The 18,686-nt window shown below is 57.2% G+C and carries 13 protein-coding genes; 10 read left to right on the top strand and 3 right to left on the bottom strand.

What is annotated here, in order from left to right; translation table 11 throughout:
* Together IGS16_RS12660 and IGS16_RS12655 are read left to right on the top strand one after the other, a co-directional pair.
* The coding region (locus IGS16_RS12660) for a hypothetical protein (RefSeq protein WP_297085935.1) at nucleotides 1-220 on the top strand (220 nt) is incomplete at its 5' end.
* Between the two features lie 248 nt (nucleotides 221-468).
* Nucleotides 469-2,817, top strand: a complete 2,349-nt coding sequence (locus IGS16_RS12655; protein WP_297085933.1) for a S8 family serine peptidase — start codon at nucleotides 469-471, stop codon at nucleotides 2,815-2,817.
* Between the two features lie 102 nt (nucleotides 2,818-2,919).
* Here IGS16_RS12655 and IGS16_RS12650 read toward each other — a convergent pair whose 3' ends face one another.
* Nucleotides 2,920-4,461 (bottom strand): FAD-dependent oxidoreductase, encoded by a 1,542-nt coding sequence (locus tag IGS16_RS12650; RefSeq protein ID WP_297085931.1) that lies wholly within the window; start codon nucleotides 4,459-4,461, stop codon nucleotides 2,920-2,922.
* Between the two features lie 277 nt (nucleotides 4,462-4,738).
* On the opposite strand from IGS16_RS12650, the gene IGS16_RS12645 reads away from it, so the two are divergent.
* The 7 genes from IGS16_RS12645 to IGS16_RS12615 all read left to right on the top strand — a co-directional run bounded on the left by IGS16_RS12645 (nucleotide 4,739) and on the right by IGS16_RS12615 (nucleotide 14,108).
* Nucleotides 4,739-6,094, top strand: a complete 1,356-nt coding sequence (locus IGS16_RS12645) for a heterodisulfide reductase-related iron-sulfur binding cluster (protein ID WP_297085929.1) — start codon at nucleotides 4,739-4,741, stop codon at nucleotides 6,092-6,094.
* 70 nt (nucleotides 6,095-6,164) lie between these two features.
* Nucleotides 6,165-6,650, top strand: coding sequence for an ABA4-like family protein (locus tag IGS16_RS12640; protein WP_367185790.1), 486 nt, complete (start codon nucleotides 6,165-6,167; stop codon nucleotides 6,648-6,650).
* Nucleotides 6,651-7,096: 446 nt separating this feature from the next.
* Complete coding sequence (locus IGS16_RS12635) at nucleotides 7,097-8,452, top strand: S8 family serine peptidase (protein WP_297085926.1); 1,356 nt, start codon at nucleotides 7,097-7,099, stop codon at nucleotides 8,450-8,452.
* A 230-nt stretch (nucleotides 8,453-8,682) separates the two neighbouring features.
* Nucleotides 8,683-9,366 (top strand): hypothetical protein, encoded by a 684-nt coding sequence (locus IGS16_RS12630; RefSeq protein WP_297085924.1) that lies wholly within the window; start codon nucleotides 8,683-8,685, stop codon nucleotides 9,364-9,366.
* 594 nt (nucleotides 9,367-9,960) lie between these two features.
* Complete coding sequence (locus tag IGS16_RS12625; RefSeq protein WP_297085922.1) at nucleotides 9,961-10,779, top strand: fatty acid desaturase; 819 nt, start codon at nucleotides 9,961-9,963, stop codon at nucleotides 10,777-10,779.
* Nucleotides 10,780-10,979: 200 nt separating this feature from the next.
* On the top strand, nucleotides 10,980-12,977 hold the full coding sequence (locus tag IGS16_RS12620; protein ID WP_297085920.1) for an alpha/beta hydrolase: 1,998 nt from the start codon (nucleotides 10,980-10,982) through the stop codon (nucleotides 12,975-12,977).
* Nucleotides 12,978-13,004: 27 nt separating this feature from the next.
* The gene (locus tag IGS16_RS12615; protein WP_297085919.1) at nucleotides 13,005-14,108 is read left to right on the top strand and encodes an AI-2E family transporter; all 1,104 of its coding nucleotides are present in this window, start codon (nucleotides 13,005-13,007) and stop codon (nucleotides 14,106-14,108) included.
* Nucleotides 14,109-14,151: 43 nt separating this feature from the next.
* Here IGS16_RS12615 and IGS16_RS12610 read toward each other — a convergent pair whose 3' ends face one another.
* Both IGS16_RS12610 and uvrB read right to left on the bottom strand, forming a co-directional pair.
* On the bottom strand, nucleotides 14,152-15,165 hold the full coding sequence (locus tag IGS16_RS12610; protein ID WP_297085917.1) for a glycosyltransferase family 2 protein: 1,014 nt from the start codon (nucleotides 15,163-15,165) through the stop codon (nucleotides 14,152-14,154).
* 179 nt (nucleotides 15,166-15,344) lie between these two features.
* On the bottom strand, nucleotides 15,345-17,405 hold the full coding sequence (gene uvrB, locus IGS16_RS12605; protein WP_297085915.1) for an excinuclease ABC subunit UvrB: 2,061 nt from the start codon (nucleotides 17,403-17,405) through the stop codon (nucleotides 15,345-15,347).
* A gap of 271 nt (nucleotides 17,406-17,676) precedes the next feature.
* Here uvrB and IGS16_RS12600 point away from each other — a divergent pair, with 271 nt between their 5' ends.
* Complete coding sequence (locus IGS16_RS12600) at nucleotides 17,677-18,216, top strand: phycobiliprotein lyase (protein ID WP_297085913.1); 540 nt, start codon at nucleotides 17,677-17,679, stop codon at nucleotides 18,214-18,216.
* The last annotated feature ends 470 nt before the right edge of the window (nucleotides 18,217-18,686 follow it).

The raw sequence follows: 18,686 nt of genomic DNA, 5'->3' as shown, positions 1-18,686 counted from the left end.
TCAAAATGCGATGGCGTTACTTTTTCTCTCCATCCTTTACGTTAATCCACTATCACTTTGCGATATTGCTCCGCAACGCTGGCGCGATCGCCAAAAATTCCCCACACGGGGAATGAGGCTGACCGATGCGGCCGAGCAAATTGGAACTATAGCGAGTTTGCATCGCAGAAAACAGCTTCAACCAATCACAGATCCAACCCATCAACGCAACGGCTTTTGAGCCAACGTTGAAGCCGCTTGAGCCAATATTTCTGACCGCTGCATAAAAACTCGCGTCGAACCTGACATCTTAATCGAGCCTGTAGTCCCCAAATTGCGCTCAAGAAATCTGACTGAGAAATCTGACTAAGAAATCCGACTAAGAAATCCGACTGAGAAATCTCGCAGAATCTCTTCTGGCAAGGCTCCAGGCTAGTTTGACGATACGGACAAACCTGATTCACCGCATCTATTACCTGGTCTATCCCTATGTCTAAGTCCACTGCCCCCTCTGGATCGACGACTCCGCTCCGCCCGTTTCAGCTCCGCAAAGTTCAGCCCGCTCCATCTACTCCGTCTGTTGAGTCCGCTCCATTCAATACCGCAAGTCTCCTCAGCAATCCGCCGCTCGACCCGCTCTTTTCTGACCAATGGCACCTGGTTAATACCGGACAAACTGGCGGCTTGCCCGGAATCGACATCAATATCGCAAACGTCTGGGAAGACTACACAGGCGCGGGTGTGAACGTCGGCATCATCGACGACGGTGTGGAATATATCCACGACGACCTGTTCCTGAATTACAACAGCGATTTGGAACTGGATGCCGCCGAAAACGACGGCGACCCCGCGCCTGAGTCTGTGTTTGATTCTCACGGAACCTCTGTAGCAGGGCTGATCGCCGCTTCTGCCAACGCGGTTGGTGGGGTTGGCGTTGCGCCAGAGGCCAGTATTTCGGCCCTGCGGCTCGATTTTTGGACGCTCGACGAGTCAGATTTCATTGCCCAGGCCACAACGGCGCTCTACCGAGCCGCCAACTTTGACGTAGTGAACAATAGCTGGGGCTACGTCTTCCCGTTCTATGACAATTTCTCTACCCCTGCCTACGAAGGCTTTGGCAATGCGCTGCAAAACGCTGCCGAAAACGGGCGCGGCGGGTTGGGAACAGTGGTCGTGTTTGCGGGCGGCAACGGGCGCGGTTTTGGCGACAACGCCAACTATCACAACCTAGAAAACTCCCGCTTCACGATCGCCGTTGGGGCGATCAACCACTTCGGGGAATACACCTTCTACAGTTCGCCGGGAGCTAACCTGCTGGTGTCTGCGCCCGGTGGGGAATTTGACGACGGCATCGTGACCACTGACCTGTCGGGACGGTCAGGCGACGACCCCGGCGACTACACTAGCAACTTTGGCGGCACCTCTGCCTCTGCCCCCATCGTCAGCGGGGTGGTGGCCCTGATGCTGCAAGCCAACTCGTCCCTGGGCTATCGGGATGTGCAGGAAATTCTGGCCTACTCGGCTCGCCAGACCGACGCGACGGATTTGGGCTGGTCGTTTAATGGCGCAAAGAACTGGAATGGCGGCGGGCTGCATGTCAGCCATGACTATGGGTTTGGGCTGGTGGATGCCCATGCGGCCGTGCGCCTAGCAGAAACCTGGAATGCTCAGAGTACCTTTGACAATGAGCAGGTCGTGAGCGCCACCAGCACGCCAGACCTAGAGATTCTTGACCTGGATACGGTCAGCGACTCGATTACGATTACGGAGGGGCTGAAGATTGACCAGATCGAGGTGGTGCTGGATTTGGAGCATACCTATCTGGGCGATCTGCGAATTGTGCTGACTTCGCCCGACGGCACCGAAAGCGTGCTGGTGGCCAATCCCTTTAGCTTCGACACAGAAATCAAGTTCACCCTGAGCAGCACTCACCACTGGGGCGAGACGGGTGTGGGCGACTGGACGCTGAGCATTACCGACGAGTTTGGGCTGGATACGGGCATTCTCAATAGCTGGACGCTGAAGCTCTACGGCGACGCGCTCAGCGAGGACGACACGTACATCTACACCAACGAGTTTGGCAAGTTCAGCGCGGATGCCAGTCGGACGACGCTGACCGATACCGCAGGCACCGATACGCTCAACTGTGCGGCGGTGACCTCGAATCTGGAAATTGACCTGACCCCAGGGGCGAATAGCCTGATCGCGGGCACGACGCTGAAGATCGCCGACGGAACCCTGATCGAAAACGTCTTTGGCGGCGACGGGGATGATGAGATTCGCGGCAACCTCCGCGACAACGAACTGCGGGGCGGACGGGGCGACGACAGCTTGAAGGGGCAGGCCGGCCGCGACCTGCTGGAAGGCAACCAGGGCGACGATGTGCTGGAAGGAGGCGACGGGGCCGATCGGCTGTTGGGGGATGCGGGCAGCGATCGCCTGATTGGGGGGCGCGGCAACGACACGCTGAGCGGCGGCGAAGGGAGCGATCGCTTCGAGTTTCGAGGCAGCAGCGCTTTCTCGGCAGCAACCTTCGGTGTGGACACGATCGCTGATTTCAACTGGTTTGAAGGCGATCAGATTGTCCTTAGCAAGCGCGTGTTTACGGCGTTAACCAGCAGCGTGGGCGATGGGTTTAGCAATGCCAACGAGTTTGCGGTGGTGAGTAGCGATCGCGCTGCGGGCCGCAGCCGTGCCTTCATCGTCTATAACCAGTCCACGGGTGCCCTGTTCTATAACCAAAACGGCAGTGCCAACGGGCTGGGATCTGGCGGCAAGTTTGCCTCGCTGGCGGGTACGCCCTGGATGGCGGGCATCGACTTTGCGATTGCGGCATAGAGGGTTTCTTGCCTGACCCAACAGTTGAGTCACCGTTGAGATGGGCGCTGGGCGCGTGTCTCGACGGTGCGTTTTTATGCGTCTCTGCTGCCTGGAAAGCGGCTAAAGCTGTGTCCAGCGGGAGCGCGATCGCCGGATTTCTTGCCAGGTTTCGAGCCAGTCTTGCAGGCGGGGCTGCTGGGCGAGGCGCTGCTGTTGCCAGGCGATCGCCGTTTGCCGCAAGATGTCTGCGGTGCTGGGGGAAGCGGCAACGGGTAGCTGGGCAAGCGATCGCACTCGGCAGTGTTCCTGGAGGGCGATCGCCACTGTAGACATCGCTTCTTCGGCATCCAGCCCCGCCAGGTGCAGACCGAGGATGCGACCATTGCGGCGGGCGATGAGTTTGCAGAATCCAGTAGGAGCCGCTTGCATGGACGCTTTGGGGTTGAGTTTGAACGGCAGCGTTTGCACAACTACCTCTGCCCCGTGGCGGTCGCGCCCGCGTTGCGAAGCAACCTCGCGAGCCTCGGCTTCGGTCAGCCCGATGCTGGCGATCGCGGGCTGCGTTGCAATCACCATCGGCAGCAGCTCTGGGCGCAGGTGGCGGTTGGGCAAAAACACAGCATTGCGGACGGCAAGCTGGGCCTGCTGGCGGGCGGCGCGGGGGCTGGTGCAGGCAAAGATTCGCGCATTAAAGGTTTGCAGCGTTGGGTAAACCCGCAGCCCGTCTGCCTCTAGGCGAATATTTGCCGCTTCCAGGTTTAGCCCGTCCCAGTCGGGCACAGGCTCCGTTGCGTTGAGCAAGCAATCCACCGTCTGCGCTCCATCCGGCAACGCCAGCTTCACGGTTCCGGCGTGGGAATGAACCTGGGTCAGCGTGTCCGCCGGGTAGATTGCGATGCCATCTGCCTCCAGCGAGGCCAGCAGCAGGCGGCGGAGGTCAGAATCGAGACAGGCAATTCGGCTCCGCGAGGCGGGTGTCAACCGTCCACCAGGAAGCCCGCTGTGGCTTACAGCATTCGAGGCCAAATCCAGCAGCAGCGTCACCTGGCTGCCCAGTCGATGCAGCGCTTGCGCCAGTTCTACGGCCTGTGCGCCCTCTCCCCAGACGGCAATTCGCCCAGGCAGGTGGGACAGGGCAGGATTCAAAAACTCTGCCGGAGTCTGGGCAAGGGTCTTCATTTCGGCCATGGCGTTGAAGTTCCCATTGAAGTTCCCCGCCTCTAGCGGACGCACCCGACTTCCTGGAGCCAGCAAATAGGCCCGCGATCGCAGCGTTCGCTCTCCTGCCCGCACGCCCAGATGGGGCCGTCGAAAAAATTCGCCCTGCCCCACCACCACATCCACGCCCGCCGCTGCCACCTGCGAGAGTGAGGTCTCTTCTGCCAAGTCGGTTGCTATGACCTCTGCCCATTGCCGCACCGCTGCCCACGCTGGCGGCGACGAAAACTCCGATAGCCCCATCTGCGCCAAGCGCGATCGCCCCTCTATCAAGCGCCCGATCTGCATGAGGGACCGATGTTGTGTTTCTAGACGTAGCGCTGCCTCGGCTCTGTCCGGTTCTACCAGGGCTACCCTTGCTTGGAGTGCCCGTGCGGCGATCGCCGCCTCCCGCGCCGCCAGAGAGCCGCCGAGGATGATCAGGTCGTAGTCGAGAGGGGGCATGGGGGAAGAGGGAGGAGGGAAGAACGAAGAACGAAGAACGAAGAGGGAAGAGGGAAGAACGAAGAACGAAGAGGGAAGAGGGATTGAGTGGGGGTGTTTGTGGATCGCGCCTATCTCGCTTGTGGCTCCCCTTCGCCTATCCCTTGTATCTTAGAAGGCAAGCGGCACGCTGATTTGCCTCAAGTTGGCTCATACTGAGGATGAGTCCAGATTGATATTGCCCAACCCTCCGCAACTCGAACCGGGGTTGACTTTCTAGATCATTGCCCACTTCCCTATGCAAACCTCTGAGCCGCCCATTTCCTTTAGCAACCTCAACCCGACGGCCGACCTGCCGGGGTTTGACGCGCAGGAGCCACCCGACCCCAAGCTGATTGATGCTTGCGTTCATTGCGGTTTTTGCCTGGCGACCTGCCCCAGCTATCGGGTGATTGGTAAAGAAACCGACTCGCCCCGCGGCCGGATTTATCTAATGGACGCGATTAACGAGGGCGACGCGCCGCTGGCAGCCAGCACAGTGCAGCATTTTGATAGCTGTCTGGGCTGTTTGGCCTGCGTCACCACCTGTCCCTCTGGGGTGCAATATGACAAGCTGATCGCCGCGACGCGCCCGCAGATTGAGCGTAACTTCGAGCGATCGCTCCCCATGCGTCTGCTGCGCCGCCTGATCTTCTCGCTGTTTCCCTATCCCAACCGAATGCGGCTACTCATGCGGCCCGTGGGGCTATACCAAAAATCGGGCTTGCAAAAACTCGTGCGATCGCTCGGCATTTTGCCCCAACTTGCGCCCCAGCTTGCGGCAATGGAGGCACTATTACCGCCCCTCTCGCCCCAAGCGTTTCAAGATCGCCTGCCAGAATTTGTCCCTGCCCAGGGCAAGGCGCGGTATCGCGTCGGGCTGATTCTCGGCTGTGTGCAGCGGTTATTTAACCCAGAGGTGAACGAGGCGACGGTGCGCGTGCTAACGGCCAATGGCTGCGATGTAGTAATTCCCAAGGCGCAGGGCTGCTGCGGCGCACTGTCGCACCACCAGGGACAAGAGCAGCAGGCCCAGGCTCTAGCGCGGCAGATGATCGACACCTTCGAGCAGGCAAAGGTGGATTTTGTGCTGATCAACGCCTCCGGCTGTGGGCACACGCTGAAGGAATACGGGCACATTTTGAAAGGGGATGCGGCCTATGGCGATCGCGCTCAAGCCTTTGTGCAAACCGTCAAAGATGTCCAGGAATTTCTCGCCGAAGTCGGGCTGACGGCTCCCCTGCATCCTCTGCAAGACGACCCGCTGACGCTGGTATATCAAGACGCTTGCCATATGCTGCACGGGCAAAAAATCAGCCTGCAACCGCGCCAGCTTTTGCGGCAAATTCCCGGTGTGCAGCTTCGGGAACCCATCGATGCCGCCCTCTGCTGCGGCAGCGCGGGCGTGTACAACATCTTGCAACCCGAAGTCGCCGAGGAACTGGGGCGGCAAAAAGTCACCAACCTGCTGAACACGGGTGCATCGGTTATTGCCTCCGCCAACATCGGCTGCTTTGTGCAAATCAGCCACCACGTGGAACGCCAGGGCAAGTCGGTTCCTGTGCTGCATCCGATGCAGTTGCTCGATTGCTCGATTCGCGGCGTGGGGGTGTGAAATCGCGTCCCCCCATTCCGGTTCTCGTCCCTTTTTTTGCTCTCCCCAACCCGTCACCCACTCGTCACCCATCATGCTCGAACTCCTTTTTAACGCTGCTAACCTCTTCGTGCTGCCCTTCTGGGCGCTGATGATTTTCTTGCCCAATTGGGGCATGACGCGCCGGGTGATGCAGTCCTACTTGCCGTTTGTGGCGCTGGCGGGGCTGTATGTGTACCTGTTTGCCAGCAACCTCACCACGACCTCTGCTCAGGATTTTGCCAGCACCCAGCTGGCGGACATTGCGCGGCTATTTAGCAATGAGGCGATCGCCGCCACAGGCTGGGTGCATTACTTGGTCATGGATTTGTTTGTCGGTCGCTGGATTTATTGGGAAGGACAGCGGACAGGCGTGTGGACGGTGCATTCCCTGGCGCTGTGCCTGTTTGCCGGGCCGATGGGGCTACTGTCGCACCTAGTCACAAGCTGGCTCTGGCGCGGCAAATCGACGGAAACCGCCCCTTCGGAAGCAGCCACCGCCTCACCCGACTCGACCCAGGTCGGCTCCTCAACCTGAGTTCCGATTAATACCTGAACGGCCTCCCGAAATTGCCAGAAAACGGCCAGAAGCCGATTTGTTTTTGCAGGGGAACTATTTTGCACCAAATGTCGCCATCAGAACTGGGGGGATGGGCCCGCCGGTCGGATTCGAGCGGCGATCGCTACCATACAGGTGCATGGCAGGGCTGGGGAATTCGGTTCGGAACTGGAGTAGCAGAGAGAACCCGCAATCCAGATTTAGTTGATATCATATAATAGTATCAATTACTCCTGTGTAATGCAGAGTGGGGCGATCGCCCAGAAACTCCGTAAAATCACCGGGATGGGCGATCGCGCTGCTGAAGAGTACTACAGGACGTGTATTTAGAACGCGCATACAAAAAGCCGACGATGCCCGGTTCTGCCACAAAACTGGGCGACGAATGAGGACACCAGCGAACCAGAAGGGGAGGTTCATAACCGATGAGCATCGAAGATAAGATCTCGCCTGCCTTTGACCCGCTGCTTGCCGAGCGAAAATCCAACGAAAAGATCGATGCAATCGTCATCTACGAATCTCCCAAGCTAGAAGACTTGCCGACGCTGGAGGAATTGCGGAGCAACAAGACGCGCCTCAGCTATCTCAAAGAGCGGGCCAAGCGTCAGCAGGCGATCCAGGCGCAACTGTTTGAGAGCTATCAGACCCAGGGCGCAAAACATTTCCAGAGCCATGAGGAACCGGCGATCGCCCAGATTGGCTCTGGAGCACTGCCCGTGGCAGCCGTCGAAGTGACTCGCAGTTCGCTGCCTATGCTGGCCCGCCATCCCAACGTGGTTGCCATTTTGCCCAACCAGCGCGTTAGGCTGATCCAGCCCCAGGACGTGTCCTACGAGTTGCCCGATCGCCAAGAACTAGAGCAGGGCGCAACCTGGGGACTGCAATATCTGGAAATTCCTGAATTGTGGGAAACGACCAAGGGCGCGGGCGTGCGCGTGGCGGTGCTGGATACGGGCGTTTATGGCGACCACCCAGCGCTCCAGGATCGGGTAAAAGAATTTGTGGTGATCGATCCCCTCGGTCGCACGATTAAAACTTCAACCAGCTTCGACAGCGACCAGCACGGCACCCACGTCTGCGGTACGATCGCCGGGGGGCAAACGCCGCAAGGACTCGCCATTGGGGTTGCACCAGAGGCCGACTTGGTGGTGGGCGGCGTGCTGAACGGCTCTGGAACCACAATCGCCCTGGTGCGCGGCCTGGTGTGGGCGGTGGAAAACGGAGCGCAGGTGATCAATATGTCCCTTGGGTTCAGCTACTATGACCCCCGATTTGGGCTGATTTTTGAGGAACTGATGCAGCAGTATGGAATTGCCTCGGTGGTGGCGATTGGCAACAGCAACCACGGAAACTCCTGCTCTCCGGGAAATGCCTACAGCGCCTTTGCGGTCGGCGCAGTGGGGCGCATGTCTCGCAACCGGGCCGATGTCGCCTTTTTCAGCAGCGGCGCCAGCCTGGTCTATCCCGACCCCAACCATAAACTGGTGACGAAGCCCGATATCGTCGCCCCTGGCTGCAATGTGTATTCTTGCATTCCGCCAGAGGGCGAATCGGAAGGGCACGAGTATGCCGTGATGGATGGTACTTCGATGGCTACGCCGCATGTTTCTGGGGCGATCGCCCTGCTGATGGCCGCCAAGCCCGACGTACCCACGACCGCAATCCTGGAAGCCCTCTGCCAGACCGCCAAGCATCCCGATGGCGACAAATATCGTCCCGACAATCGCTGGGGCTATGGGCTGATTCAACCCCTGGAAGCGCTCAGAGCGCTGAATTCCTAGCGAATTTTGAGCCAAAACTTCAGTTCTTTAGTTGAAAGGCTAACTTACTGAACGTACTAACTTGCTGAACGTGCTGACTTGCTGAACTTTCTGTCTTGCGTCATACTGCGCTTGGCAGAGTTTTCTGAAGTTTCTGTCATTGCTTTGAGTTTTCGGATAGGCTGAAGGAACACACTTGGGTTGCAGATCGTTTTCTCCGTTTCCAAGGTGAGCTTGAGGTTGGCTGAGCTATGGCAGACGCGCTGCGAGATACGGACGGCTGGTTGAATAGCGATATAAGTTCTCTGGAGTCTTCGCCTATGCCGCAGGCGGAGGCTTCACGGGGTTGCCATGCCGCTTATCGAGAGAGTCGGGAAAGCGCCAGTCATGGCACAGGTCGTCAGGGCGATCGCGTTCAAGAGCGCTTGCCTAGAACAAACGCACCCGAAATGGAGCCTAAAGTCGAGCCTAAAATTATCGAGCCTGAAATTCGCGTTGGTTCACCCAAGCATCTGTCCAAAATCAGCCCAGAATTTGGCGCACGGCTGGAGCATCTGAAGCCTCAGCAGAAAATTCGGGCGGTGGTGATGCTGGAAACCGATCGCTCTGAGGGTGGACGAGGGCCAGGTAGCCCGCTGCCGCCTGCCCCAGCCCGCCGCCAAACGCCAGAGGAACGACAAGCGGCGATCGCCCGCATTCGCACTGCCGCCCAGCGTTCTCTGGAGGAGATTCGCCCCATCTTGGAAGCCTTTCACGCCAATTTGCTTGCGCCCTCTCCCGACGCGGTTGGCGCAGTTCCGGTCGAAATTGACGCGGCAGGCATTCCTGCACTGGCCCAGTCCAATCGGGTTCGCACGATTTTGGAAGACCAGGAAATCCACACGATTGACGGTTCGCGAGTGCGGCGATCGCGTCCTTTGCCCTTCTCTCGCTGAGTCGGTTTATCTCTAAAATCAGGTCTTTCTTGGAGTTTTTTCATTTCGTCCTTCCTGTGCGGTTGCAGTCTGCTGCATCCGTTGCACGGGCTAATTTGGAGGGTGTATCCCACTTTTGTAACCCTCACCCTAAATCCTTCTCCCAAAGCAGGAGAGGGACTTCCAGTCCGGCTCCTTTTCTCCCAAAAAGGGAGAAGGGGTTGGGGGATGAGGGCAAACTTGCAGAACTGGGATGCGCCCAATTTGCAGTGCCTATCTGCGCCCTAATTCGCGCCCCAGTTCGCGCCCAAGTTTGCACCCAAGTTTGTATCCGAGTCTGTGCCAATCTTCCCGCTAGTATTCCTGCGTGTGGCGGGCTTTCCTTGACCCAGCGACCATTCCCCGAAATGATGAGCTTGGGGCGGAGTGGATGCGCCTGTGCCAATTTTGGATTTTAGATTAGCGATTTTGGGCTGCCTATCTAGTTGCCCCGCCAGTTGCCCCGCTAGTTGCCCCGCTAGTTGCTTATCTAGCGGCTTAGCCAAGCGCCTGTGACCTGCTCCTCAGCCCAAACCCCTGACCCCCTGACCCTTTATACAGTTTTCGTTGGATTTTATGACTATTGCTCCGTTGACTCGACAAAAGCCCCGATATGTCGTTCTGCTGTTTATGGTGGGCGTGCATTTGGGGGCGCTGCTGGCGCTGCTGCCAGGAATGTTTAACTGGGGGGCGATCGCCCTCCTCGTCTTTCTGCATTGGGTGACGGGTGGGCTGGGCATCACCCTGGGCTGGCATCGGCTCGTTAGCCACCGCAGCTTTCAGGTGCCCAAATGGCTGGAATATTTTCTGGTATTTTGCGGCACGCTGAGTATGCAGGGCGGCCCGCTGGAGTGGGTCGGGCTGCACCGTCACCACCACGTCCATTCCGATCAGGAGCGCGACCACCATGACTCCGGCCGCGGCTTTTGGTGGAGCCACATGGGCTGGATGTTCTATGACGTGCCCGCCATGGCCGAAACCGACCGCTATACCCGCGATATTTCCGGCGATCCGGTTTATCAATTCTTTCAGCGGCATTTCTTCTGGATTCAGGTGGCGTTTGGCGGGTTGCTATACCTGCTGGGGGGCTGGCCGTTTGTAATTTGGGGCGTGTTTGTGCGGCTGGTGGTGGTGTATCACTGCACTTGGCTGGTGAACAGCGCCACCCACCGCTTTGGCTATCGCAGCTATGATTCGGGCGATCGCTCGACCAACTGCTGGTGGGTGGCGCTGCTGACCTACGGCGAAGGCTGGCACAACAATCACCACGCCTTCCAGTATTCCGCCCGCCACGGGCTGGCCTGGTGGGAGCTTGACCTCACCTGGGCGACGATCGCTCTGCTGCAAAAGCTGGGACTCGCTACTCAGGTCAAGCTGCCCAACGCCAAGGCTTAGCGTGAATCTGGCATGAATCTCTGGTCATTCCTCTACGGGCGCTCATCTAAGGCTTTGTTAACTTCCTGCACCAGACTAGACGCAGGGTTCTAAAATTTCGGGAATATCCTGGCGCGGAATTTTAAGCTGCCGCGAGTTCTGGATCACTCTCCGGATCAACCACGGTCTGGATCACCAACGGTCGCAGAAGGAGAACCTTCATGGGTGCAATACAGCTAGAGGAGGCGCTGCCCTATCGCTGGGCAGAGTCGCCAGCGGGGCGTGAGGCCTGTGCCAATGACCAGCGCTGGCTGGGGGGCATCGTGGCAAACGCGGCTCCGTTTTCGGACTGGTGGGCCAAGGCGCGAATTGTGCAGCTTGCCTACGAACCGATGTATGGCGCAGATCCCGCAGTGTATCAGGGAAAAGCTGACCCCAGGGCGATCGCCGATGTGCTCCATGATGAACTCAAAGCCTATGCCCAAGCCTTTGACTGGGCCCAGTGCCAGGAGCGCTATCCCGGCTTTTGTCGACTTGTAGACGAAGATTACGTCATCAAAACGCTGAACCACTGGAAGCGCCGCGAGTTTACCAAAGCCATTGGACGAAACTTTGAGGTGTATCGCTATTTGGGGCAGGCAGGCAAGCAGGGCGAATGCGGCGAGTGGTGTACCCAAAATACGTTTCTGGTCGTCAGCACGGCATCGGTGTCGCTGGCGGTCGAGCGATCGCTCCCCAACCCCAAGCTGTTTCGCCCGCTGTTTAATGTCGATGAACTGGCGGAAATCATTCACCAGCGCAACATCCGCGCCCTGACCCTGCGGACGCACGGCTACGCCAACCCGGCGGGCGGCTTCTACAAGTTTCTCTCCGACGAAGCCAACTATCTCTTTGCTAAACCCAAACCCGGCGGGGAACCCACCGACACGCTCGGCGAAGACCATCTCTACATCGGCTATCACTGGCCCAGCGAACAGCCTGTGTTTAACCGGGGGCTGATCCGGGACTCCATGAGCAATCTAGAAATTTTAATGAAATTTCTGGGGAGTCTGCTGCTGCTCAGCTTTATTCCCAGCGTGGTGCTGATTGGCATTACGGAACTGGCAGAGAAGATTGACCTTGTGCGGGATGTGGGACCGCAGTGGCATTTGGCGATCGCCGCTGGGGTGTTTTTCCTGTGGCTGTCGCTGCTGATGCTGCTGCGGTCGGTGGTCTATCAGCGCGATCGCTATCGGGCGATTCACTATGGCGCACCGGATCTGGCGGAGTTTTTCTGGCGGCTAGATAAGTCACTAAAGCGGCTCATGCTCCAGGACATGGGACTGCCAGAACGCGACAAGCGGGCCCAACTGGCCCTCAAGCGCAGCCGCAAGCTGGTGAACCTGATTGGTCACAGCATGGGCGGGCTGGTGCTGGTGAACGTGCTGCGCGTGTTGTCAGATCGCTTTGGCAAAGACGATCAAGAATCCAATGACGATGGACTGGGCGATTGCCTCAAGCTGGGCAAGCTGATCCTGGCCTCGCCCGATATTCCCCTGGAGCTGCTGCGGGAAGGGCGAAACAACTACGTCCGCTCTGCCATTCGCCGCTGCGAGCAAATATACCTGATGTCGAGCGATCGCGACATTGTGTTGCGCTATCTCTCCACCCTGGGCAACTGGTTTAGCGAACCCAGCGTGGAAATGTCAGGTCTGCGCCTGGGCAACGTGTTTTTGCCGCCCAACCCAGAGAAAGAAATTGAAAAAACGCCCCGCCGCAAGCGCCGCCGAGAGCAACTGAAGATTCTGCTGATTCGCGGCGCAATTTTGACTCGTCAGGCGGTGCGTCCCACGTCTGCCTACGATTTGTTTGAAAATTTCAGCTACCTGGACTGCTCCAAGATGAAGGGCGTGAACGCGGTTGCCCTGGATCTCAACCCGTTCACCGCGATTCCCATCGACGCGATTAACACCTTCTTCTACCTGACAGGGCGCATCGATGTGCATGGCGGCTACTTTTTTACCTACACGCCGACGTTCAAACTCTTGCCGTTTCTGATGCAAGTCACTGCGCCCAGCGAAGAAGATGTCCGCCACGAACTGGATCGCTTTGATGAACGCGACACGATTCGGTTTCTCTATCGCGCCATCCCCACGCCGGGCAGCGTGGACATTGACACGAGCGTCGTCGAGTCGGACGAACGGAGCGACATCGCGATAGGATCATCAGAAGCGCCCTAACTTCTGGTTTTTGCCACTGCGTCCCTCATGCTTGAGTCGTTGAGTCGATTACCCCGCATTTTTACGATTGGGCTGATCTTTCCCGTCGTGTTTCTCAACGCTTGGCTGCTGCTGCTGTTTGCCCAATGGCTCCAGCCGCTAATCAGCACCCTGATTGCCGCAACGCTCGTTTCTTTCTTGCTGGACTATCCCATCCGCTTTTTGCAGCAGCGCGGGGTGCGGCGCAGCATTGCCGTCGGAGTCGTGTTTCTGCTGTTCCTGATCGTGCTGAGCGTGCTGCTGGTGTTCATCGTGCCGCTGATCTTGCGCCAGTCGAACGAGTTGCTCACCCGCCTGCCAGAATGGCTGAAGTCTGGCCAGCAGCAGTTGAAATCGCTGGAAGCCTGGGCGATTGAGCAACAGATTCCGGTAGACCTGAGTACGACGCTGAATCAGCAGATCGAGCGGCTGACGGGCGTGCTGCGATCGCTCACCACGCAGGTCATCAGCCTCGTTTTTAGCGCCATTGGCAGCATTGTGAATATCTTCCTGACGGTGGTGTTCACGATTTTCCTGGTGCTGCGGGGCGAACAGCTTTGGGCGGGAATTTTGGGCTGGCTGCCGTCGCCCTGGGGCGATCGCATTCGGCAGTCGCTACCGCAAAACTTTGAGCGCTTCATTGTGGGACAGGCGACGCTAGCCACCATCATGGGCCTGTCGCAAACGGCGGCAATGCTGATTTTGCGAATTCCCCTGGCGGAGCTATTTGGGCTGGGCATCGGTGCGGCCAGCCTGATTCCCTTTGGCGGCAGCACCACGCTGGTGATCGTCAGTTCCCTGCTGGCGCTGCAAAACTTTTGGCTGGGTGTAAAAGTGCTGATCGTTGGCGCGGTGATTATCCAGATTTGCGAAAACCTGATCGGCCCGCGCATTGTGGGCGAATTAACGGGGCTGAACCCGGTGTGGATGCTGATTTCGCTGGATATCGGGCTGAAGGTGGGCGGCGTGTTGGGGCTGCTGGTGGCAGTGCCAATTGCAGGCTTTATCAAGGCAACAGTGGATACGGTTCGCACCAATCGGGGCAACCTGCTGGAGGCGCTGCTGGCTAGCTCGGCTGCGTCAGAAAATCAGCCCGCAGATGTGGCGCAATAGCTAGCTAAATGGCTATCTCGCGCAATCGTTGCAGGTTGGAGGATTACGGCTCCGAAACGCCGTGCGAGAAGGATTGGGGATGGGGCAAATCCTCGAAGCCACCTGCCTCGGCCAGGGTGTAGAGCGGGCGGCCGCGCACGTCTTCGTAGATGCGCCCGATGTATTCGCCGAGAATGCCAATGCAAATCAACTGCACTGCGCCCAGAAAAAAGACGGCGATCGCAATCGTGGCAAAGCCTGTCAGCCGTGAGTTGGGTTCAAACAAACGCCAGTAGATCACCAGCCCCATCATCAGCAGGGCGATCGCCGCCGCCGCCATGCCCATATAAGTCGAAAGCCGCAGGGGAATAATCGAAAACGACACCAGCCCGTTGATCGCCAGCGCCAGCGACTTGCGGAAGGTATACTTCACCTCGCCCGCAAACCGGGGGTCGCGGTCAAACAGCACCGCCGTCTGCCGAAAGCCCACCCAGGCGCGGAGGCCGCGAATGTATCGATTTCGCTCTGGCATTCGGTTTAGCAAATTCACCACGGCCCGATCCATCAGGCAAAAGTCGCCCGTGTCGGTGGGAATGTCCACGTCCGCTAGGTTTCGCAAAATGCGGTAAAAGCTGTAGGCCAGCCCGCGCTTGAGCAAGCCCTCCTGTTTGCGGCGCATCCGCTGAGCGTAGACCACCTGATAGCCCTCTTGCCACCTTTCTACTAATTGCAAAATTAGCTCCGGTGGGTCCTGCAAGTCGGCATCCATCGTCACCACTGCATCGCCTCTTGCAAAGTGCAGCCCCGCCGTTACTGCCGTCTGATGTCCAAAGTTTCGCGCAAAGCTGAGATAGCGAACACGGGAGTCGTGCTGATGCAGGTCGCGCAGCATGGATAGCGTGCGATCGCCACTGCCGTCATCAATCAAAATTAGCTCTGCGTCTCCATCCAGCGAATCCATCACTGCGCTGACGCGGCGATATAGCTCTGGAATATTCGCCTCTTCGTTGTATACAGGCACCACAATGGAGTATTTGGGGAAATCGCTGGATTGTGACGATCTCAACTGTCCAATCATGGGCGTGACGTGGGTGTGAATAGAGTTGCGAATGGGTCTACGAATAGTTTTGAAATCCAGACTTCACCATCAACTGACCATGCGAAGAGACAGGTTTCAAGCAACTGTGATGCGGACTTGAAGGAGGTTTGGTTGTTTGTTTAACCGTTGAATTGTTTATTGTTTTGTGAATTTGGGGTCTAACGGCGACCCGTGAGGCGATCGCGCAATTGTTTGATCTTGTCGCGCATTTTGGCCGCTTCTTCAAACTCTAGCTTTTTGGCCGCTTCCTTCATTTCGGCTTCCAGTTTCACGATCAGATCGGGAATATTTTCCAGGGGCAGATCCTCCGACTGGTCGATCATTTCCTCCAGTTCGTGGGCGCTGACGCGGCGCGACACTTCCAGAAATTGCAGAATCGCGTTGTTTTGGCGACGCACGATCGGCTGCGGCGTAATGCCATGCTTTTCGTTGTATTCCATCTGGATCAGGCGGCGGCGCTCGGTTTCCTCGATGGCTCGGGCCATGCTGTCGGTGAGATTATCGGCGTAGAGAATGGCCTGACCCCGGACATGCCGCGCTGCCCGGCCAATGGTTTGAATGAGCGATCGCTCTGCCCGCAAAAATCCTTCCTTATCTGCGTCCAAAATCGCCACCAGCGACACTTCTGGCAAGTCCAATCCTTCCCGCAGCAGGTTCACGCCGATTAGCACATCGAACGCCCCCTGACGCAAATCTTGCAGGATCTCGATCCGCTCGATGGAATTGATCTCGGAATGCAAATAGCGCACCCGAATACCACGCTCTTGCAAATACTCAGTCAGGTCTTCGGCCATGCGTTTGGTCAGCGTGGTAACCAGCGTGCGCTCGCCTTTTTCTACGCGATCGCGCACTTCGCCCAGCAGGTCATCGATCTGCCCTTCTGTGGGCCGCACGAAGATTTCTGGGTCAAGCACACCCGTCGGGCGAATTACCTGCTCCACCACGCGCCCGGTTCCTCGAACATATATGCTCGATGCATCCTTCCCTTCACCAATCGTTTCAAATACCCCATCCGACACCTGCAACTCCCAGTCGCCCGGTGTGGCTGATACGAAAATGCACTGATTCACTTTTTGCCAGAATTCTTCGTCCTTGAGGGGGCGGTTGTCGGCAGCGCTGGGCAGACGAAACCCGTGTTCGATCAGAACGGTTTTGCGAGCGCGATCGCCGTTATACATGCCCTTCAACTGCGGCAGCGTAACGTGCGATTCGTCAATCACCAGCAGCCAATCCTTGGGGAAATAGTCGAGCAAACACTCTGGCGGCGACCCGGCCGGGCGACCTGCCAAGTGTCGCGCATAGTTTTCCACGCCGTTGCAATAGCCCACTTCCCGCAGCATTTCTAGGTCGTAGCGGGTGCGCTGCTCTAGCCGCTGGGCTTCCAATAACTTATTTTCGCTTTCCAATTCTGCCAGTCGTTCTTTGAGTTCATCCTGAATGGCGATGCAGGCCGCCTCTAGCCGATCCTCCGGCGTGACAAAGTGTTTGGCAGGATAAATGTTCACCGATTCCATGCTTTGCAGCGTCGCGCCCGTGATCGGATCGATATAGCGGATGGCATCGATTTCGTCCCCAAAAAACTCAATCCGAATGATGCGATCTTCATAGGCCGGGCCAATCTCCAGGACATCGCCTTTGACCCGGAATCGGCCCCGCCCCACGTCCAGGTCATTGCGCTCATACTGCACGGTGGAGAGATTGCGCAAGATCTGCCGCTGATCCGTCTCCATGCCCACGGCAAAGCGAACCGATGCGTTCAAATACTCTGCCGGAATTCCCAATCCGTAAATGCAGCTAATGGAGGCCACGACGATCACGTCTTTGCGCTCAAACAGCGATCGCGTTGCAGAATGGCGCAGCATATCGATTTCTTCGTTAATCGACGCGGTTTTGGCAATGTAGGTATCTGTCACCGGAATGTAGGCTTCCGGCTGGTAATAGTCGTAATAACTAATGAAATATTCAACCGCGTTATCAGGAAAAAACTCCCGCAGCTCATTGCACAACTGCGCCGCCAGCGTTTTGTTATGCGCCAGCACCAGCGTCGGCTTGCCCACGTTCTGAATCACACGAGCGATGCTGTGGGTTTTGCCCGTGCCCGTTGCGCCCAGCAAGGTTTGGTAGCGGTGTCCCTGCTGGATGTAGTCGGTGAGTTGGGCGATCGCCCTTGGTTGGTCGCCCTTCGGCTCAAACGGTGCCTGAATGTTGAACGATGACATACCCGTTTTTAGATAGCTTTTAAGTGGCTGAGAACAAACGGTCTATTTACAGCGGTTTACAGCGGTCTGTATTACATCATGACGGATTTGCCCCACTTCGGGGACTGAGATTCCGGGTTTGAAATGGGAATAATTACCCATACGGGGGCCCTAAAAGCTTGATCCCTGGGTTATATTAAAAAGAATTACAGAAGCGTAAGCACTGGTTGACAAAAGTGCAGGTTTCCCCATTAACTCTATTAACCTTAGTTGTGAGTGTGAGGACAGTTCGGTGACGTTTCAGACTTCTTTGACCGCGACCACGGGCGATTCCCAAATTGCCGAGTTCTTTCAGCAGTCCGCAGGCGAATGGCGCTCCGAGCGGCGCTACTACACCCTGCCCGACGGCGAAACCAAAGAAATGGTCAGCCAGATTCAAGTCCGTTTTTTGAGCCAGGGCTGCGACGAACTGCGCCACCTCGCCCGCCTGCACGAGCTAGAAGACGACACCTGCCTCACCTGCGGCACCGAAGTTCTGTGGAACAGCGCCGAAGCCGTATCAGGACGCACCCAGTCCAAAGGCTCCACGCTCTTTGGCGCAATGGGAAATCTGCTGTATCGCGATCGCGGCTTTGCCACCCCCAAGCCCGTCACCGCGCTCTACTACTTCACCAATCCCCAAACCCTCTGCCTCCGCACCGAATACAAAGGCTCTTCTTTCGAGGAAGAAATTAAGCTGATCGGGCAACTCTATCGCACCCGCCAAACTATTATCACCCGCGAAGGTGAACAGCAGATGATCGGGCAATACCTGGAAAAGCGAATTGTTTAGAGACTGGGAATTGGGGCAACTTTGAAGCAACTCTGGCCTATCTAGCTGCCAAGTTCACGCAGAATTGCACGTAGAGAACTAGCCGCTATATGGCTCAAGACCCTGCTTATCCGAGAGAGGCTTCGAGCTGAGCAATAAGCGATTGCAAATTGTAGGTCACAGTATTCCAAACGCAGAAGTGTTGAATTGAGACATAAAACTTTACATTTGACCCTATGAAGCTCCTACGAGTGTCTCAGGCAGCAGATCGTGGCTCCAATGGACGATTGAACAGCGGCGACTCAATTCAAGTTGCAAATAGCGCAACTTATCGAGTAACTGATGACCATAAAACGCTGGAATTTCTATCAATTGAAGAATCAAGTAGGCAATCAATACCATGTAGATTTGTATGGTGACTCCATTGACACTCTTAGAGGGGTGCGTGTCACCTTCTTGGTAGAAAAACTAGGCTGGAAAAGACGCGCATC

Source organism: Thermoleptolyngbya sp. C42_A2020_037 (genome assembly GCF_015272455.1).
Taxonomy (GTDB): domain Bacteria; phylum Cyanobacteriota; class Cyanobacteriia; order Elainellales; family Elainellaceae; genus Thermoleptolyngbya.
This window is presented reverse-complemented; position numbering and strand designations above follow the sequence as displayed.

Excerpts from the sequence above, each read along its gene's own strand:
- IGS16_RS12650 (WP_297085931.1), bottom strand. The coding sequence starts at position 4,461 with ATGCCCCCTCTCGACTACGACCTGATCATCCTCGGCGGCTCTCTGGCG.
- IGS16_RS12645 (WP_297085929.1), top strand. The coding sequence starts at position 4,739 with ATGCAAACCTCTGAGCCGCCCATTTCCTTTAGCAACCTCAACCCGACG.
- IGS16_RS12635 (WP_297085926.1), top strand. The coding sequence starts at position 7,097 with ATGAGCATCGAAGATAAGATCTCGCCTGCCTTTGACCCGCTGCTTGCC.
- IGS16_RS12620 (WP_297085920.1), top strand. The coding sequence starts at position 10,980 with ATGGGTGCAATACAGCTAGAGGAGGCGCTGCCCTATCGCTGGGCAGAG.
- uvrB (WP_297085915.1), bottom strand. The coding sequence starts at position 17,405 with ATGTCATCGTTCAACATTCAGGCACCGTTTGAGCCGAAGGGCGACCAA.
- IGS16_RS12615 (WP_297085919.1), top strand. The coding sequence starts at position 13,005 with ATGCTTGAGTCGTTGAGTCGATTACCCCGCATTTTTACGATTGGGCTG.
- IGS16_RS12610 (WP_297085917.1), bottom strand. The coding sequence starts at position 15,165 with ATGATTGGACAGTTGAGATCGTCACAATCCAGCGATTTCCCCAAATAC.
- IGS16_RS12625 (WP_297085922.1), top strand. The coding sequence starts at position 9,961 with ATGACTATTGCTCCGTTGACTCGACAAAAGCCCCGATATGTCGTTCTG.
- IGS16_RS12630 (WP_297085924.1), top strand. The coding sequence starts at position 8,683 with ATGGCAGACGCGCTGCGAGATACGGACGGCTGGTTGAATAGCGATATA.
- IGS16_RS12655 (WP_297085933.1), top strand. The coding sequence starts at position 469 with ATGTCTAAGTCCACTGCCCCCTCTGGATCGACGACTCCGCTCCGCCCG.